Annotated in this window: 4 protein-coding genes; 2 read left to right on the plus strand and 2 right to left on the minus strand. The window is 59.1% G+C overall.

Going from position 1 to position 4,152, the window contains the following annotated elements:
• Positions 1–144 precede the first annotated feature (144 nt).
• A complete protein-coding gene (gene trxB / locus QMX91_RS29410; protein ID WP_003221727.1) occupies positions 145–1,107 on the minus strand; it encodes a thioredoxin-disulfide reductase in 963 nt (320 codons plus the stop codon).
• A 311-nt stretch (positions 1,108–1,418) separates the two neighbouring features.
• On the opposite strand from trxB, the gene cysZ reads away from it, so the two are divergent.
• The gene (gene cysZ, locus QMX91_RS29415) at positions 1,419–2,174 is read left to right on the plus strand and encodes a sulfate transporter CysZ (RefSeq protein WP_027610866.1); all 756 of its coding nucleotides are present in this window, start codon (positions 1,419–1,421) and stop codon (positions 2,172–2,174) included.
• A 28-nt stretch (positions 2,175–2,202) separates the two neighbouring features.
• Here cysZ and QMX91_RS29420 read toward each other — a convergent pair whose 3' ends face one another.
• A complete protein-coding gene (locus QMX91_RS29420; RefSeq protein ID WP_127646215.1) occupies positions 2,203–2,778 on the minus strand; it encodes a hypothetical protein in 576 nt (191 codons plus the stop codon).
• 114 nt (positions 2,779–2,892) lie between these two features.
• Between QMX91_RS29420 and QMX91_RS29425 the strand changes: the two genes are divergently transcribed.
• Entirely contained in the window at positions 2,893–4,092 is a 1,200-nt protein-coding gene (locus QMX91_RS29425) for a glycosyltransferase family 1 protein (protein WP_135294971.1), read from the plus strand.
• The last annotated feature ends 60 nt before the right edge of the window (positions 4,093–4,152 follow it).

Consider the following 4,152-nt stretch of genomic DNA (forward strand, 5'->3'; position numbering starts at 1 on the left):
GCTCGCGAAGGCGCCGTGCCAGGCGACTTTTCTTTGTCTGACACACCGCTTTCGCGAGCAAGCCCGCTCCCACAGGGTTATGCGATGTAGCGGAAATACGGGCATAAAAAAACCGGCCGAAGCCGGTTTTTTTGTGTCTGCGATTTAGAACGAAGCGTTCTGCAGACCGTCCAGGTAACGCTCGGTGTCCAGTGCCGCCATGCAGCCGGCGCCGGCCGAGGTGATGGCCTGACGGTAAACATGGTCAGCCACGTCGCCGGCAGCGAAGATACCTTCGACGCTGGTGGCAGTGGCGTTGCCGTCACGGCCGCCCTGCACTACCAGATAACCGTCTTTCAGGGTCAACTGGCCTTCGAACAGCGAAGTGTTCGGGGTGTGGCCAATGGCGATGAACACGCCGTCGACTTTGATCTCGTCGAAGCTGCCGTCGTTGTTCTTCAGACGCGCACCGGTCACACCCATGTTGTCGCCCAGCACTTCGTCGAGGTTGGCGTTCAACTTGAGGATGATCTTGCCTTCGGCCACGCGGGCGTTGAGCTTGTCGATCAGGATCTTCTCGGCGCGGAAGGTTTCGCGACGGTGGATCAGAGTCACGGTGCTGGCGATGTTGGCCAGGTACAGTGCCTCTTCAACAGCGGTGTTGCCGCCACCGACCACCGCCACTGGCTTGTTGCGGTAGAAGAAACCGTCGCAGGTCGCGCAGGCCGAAACGCCTTTGCCCATGAACGCTTCTTCCGACGGCAGGCCCAGGTAGCGAGCGCTGGCACCGGTAGCGATGATCAGGGCGTCGCAGGTGTAAGTCGCGCTGTCGCCGGTCAGGGTGTACGGCTTGGCAGCGAAGTCCACGGCGTTGATGTGATCGAAAACGATCTCGGTTTCAAAACGCTCGGCGTGCTCGCGCATCCGCTCCATCAGGGCCGGACCGGTCAGGCCGTGCACGTCGCCCGGCCAGTTGTCGACTTCGGTGGTGGTGGTCAATTGACCGCCGGCCTGCATGCCGGTAATCAGCAGTGGCTTGAGGTTGGCACGGGCGGCGTAGACCGCAGCGCTGTAACCGGCAGGGCCGGAACCGAGAATAATCACTCGCGAATGACGGACTTCAGACATGACCTGCTCCTGTTGACCGGGCCGAAACACTGGCGCGGAACGCCGGACTGCCGGCGGGAATAAAAAAGGACTGTGGATAACCTTGGGGAAGGCATGAGCTCGACAGTCCTGTAAAAAGTTGGGTGCAGCGTATCGAGGGGGGCAAGATTAAGGAAATACGGATTAACAATCCAGCTCATAGGTGGTCTCTATACGCAGACTCCGACCAGATCGACGTCTTTGTTACAGTGAATGTCGATCACTCTGCCGCGCTTTCGCACCTGTTGCAAAGTCGGTAAGGTCGGCGCGTTTTCCCTTGCTCGGAGCACCTTATGCCCGCCCCTGTTCTGTCTGGCCCGCAATACCTGCGCGAAGGCCTCAAACTGGTTCTCAGCCCGGGCCTGCGCCTGTTCGTGTTGCTGCCGCTGGCGATCAACCTGGTGCTGTTCGTCGGATTGATCTATCTGGCCGGCCATCAGTTCAGCCTGTGGGTCGACAGCCTGATGCCGTCGCTGCCCGACTGGCTGAGTTTCCTCAGCTACATCCTCTGGCCGCTGTTCGTGGTGCTGGTGGCGTTGATGGTGTTCTTCACCTTCACCATGCTCGCCAACGTGATCGCTGCGCCGTTCAACGGTTTCCTCGCGGAAAAAGTCGAAGTGGTGGTACGCGGCACCGATGATTTCCCGGCCTTCAGCTGGGGCGAACTGATTGCGATGATCCCGCGCACCCTAGCCCGGGAAATGCGCAAACTCGGCTATTTCCTGCCGCGGGCGATCGGCCTGTTCATTCTCTCGTTCATCCCGGTGGTGAACATCGTCGCCGCCCCGCTGTGGCTGCTGTTCGGCGTGTGGATGATGGCGATCCAGTACATCGACTACCCGGCGGACAACCACAAACTGGGCTGGAACGAGATGCTCGCCTGGCTGCGGCAGAAACGCTGGCAGAGCATGAGTTTTGGCGGGATCGTCTATCTGGCGCTGCTGATTCCGGTGGTGAACATTCTGATGATGCCGGCGGCGGTAGCGGGAGCGACGTTGTTCTGGGTGCGTGAGCGCGGTGCCGAGATGCTGGCTCAGGAAAAAGTCTGAGCCTCCAGGCATCAATCCTTCTGGCAACTCAGGGGTAAACGCCGCCTAGAAGCAGCCCTACCAATACCCACGCCGCAGCGCCTGGCAAGATAATCAGCAAGTTCCAGGCGTTGAGGCGATTGTTACTCAGGCCTTGAGGATCGCTGGCGGCCAAATTGATCAGTTGTTGCCCTTGGCTTGCGACATAAACTCTTATCGGCAGCATGATCAAGGCGACAAGGCCAAGAAAACTCAGCTCTGGAATCTGCCTGGGAAGCTTTTCGAATATGTGCGCGACTACGGTCAGTACAACAAAGACTGTTGCCCATTGCTCAAGATCCCAATCGGACTTTCCACCTCTGTCATGGATTCGTTTTTTGGCCTGCCGATAAAGCTGATGCACGAAAAACAAATAGAAAAACGCTCGCGCCCACGGCCATAGCTCCTGTCGAGTACTGCGCTTGTACTGACTCCAGTTTTTGTAAATCCAGAAGTAGAAATACAGGCCAAAACTGAGGATCGCCAGCAGAATGAACTTCCACCGTGCAACAACATAAAACTCTGGTGTTTGTTCATCCGCAACCAACAGTTCCGCCTCAGGCGGTGCATAAGCATTCTCGGACACAGCCATATTTCCTGGAAAGAGTTCAAGTCAAGGCTAACGACCGGGCAGGCAAAAGGTTTAGGCACACGGTAAGCAGCTGTCATCAATCGATCATCAACTCGACACAATGACGACATCGCCTCAATCGACACTGAGGTCATGACGACAGCTCTGCATATCACCCTGATCAGCGAAACCTTCCCACCGGAAATCAACGGGGTGGCCAATACCCTTGGTCGCTTGTGCGATGGCTTGCGCGCGCGTGGGCATCAGGTTGAACTGGTGCGACCGCGCCAGGCGGGCGATCCGCAGCGCGTCGAGGACGATGCCTTGCTGTTGTGCCGGGGCTGGCCGTTGCCGGGTTATCCCGGTCTGCAATGGGGACAGTCGTCGATGCACAAGCTGCTGCGGCGCTGGAAGCGTCATCGCCCGGACGTTTTGTACATCGCCACCGAAGGCCCGCTCGGTTTGTCGGCGTTGCGTGCGGCGCGACGTCTGGGGATCTCGGTGGTCAGCGGTTTTCACACCAATTTCCAGCAATACACCCACCAGTACGGACTGAGTTTGCTGACGCGCTTGCTGACCCATTATCTGCGCTGGTTTCACAATCGCTCGGCAATGACCCTGGTGCCGAGCGTCAGTCAGCGCCTGGAACTGGAGCGTCGGCATTTCGACCGCCTCGCCCTGCTCTCTCGCGGCGTGGACAGCCAGTTGTTTCATCCGGCCAAGCGCCTGAACGGCTTGCGTGAGCAATGGGGCCTGAGCGAGCAGGACATCGCGGTGATTCACGTCGGCCGGCTGGCCCCGGAAAAGAACCTCGGCCTGCTCAAGCGCTGCTTCGACACCCTGTGCGGCACTTATCCACAGCGCAAACTGAAGCTGATCGTGGTCGGCGACGGGCCGCAACGGCCTGCGCTGGAAAAGGAGCTGCCCGAGGCGATCTTCTGTGGTTCACAGCGCGGCGAAGCACTGGCGGCGCACTATGCGTCCGGCGATATTTTTCTGTTCCCGAGCATGACCGAAACCTTCGGTAATGTGGTGCTTGAGGCGCTGGCGTCAGGGCTGGGGGTGGTGGCTTACGATCAGGCTGCGGCGGCGCAGCACATTCGCCATGGCTACAACGGCGTGCTGGCGATGCCCGGGGATGAGGAAGCGTTTTGCGATGCGGCGGCGTGGTTATTGGAAGAGGACGAGCGCTTGCGCTGTGTGCGTCTGAATGCGCGGCAGCATGCCAGTCGCCAGGGCTGGGCGGCGATCATCGAGCAGTTTGAAAAGCATTTGCGTGGCGCGTGTGTGCGGGAGCGGGTGTTGCCGAATGCGCAGACATTGCCTTAGATCATCGTCGACTCTGATGCCCTCTTCGCGAGCAAGCTCGCTCCCACATTTGGAATGCAA

The organism is Pseudomonas sp. PS01299 (genome assembly GCF_029960145.1).
Lineage (GTDB): Bacteria > Pseudomonadota > Gammaproteobacteria > Pseudomonadales > Pseudomonadaceae > Aquipseudomonas > Aquipseudomonas putida_A.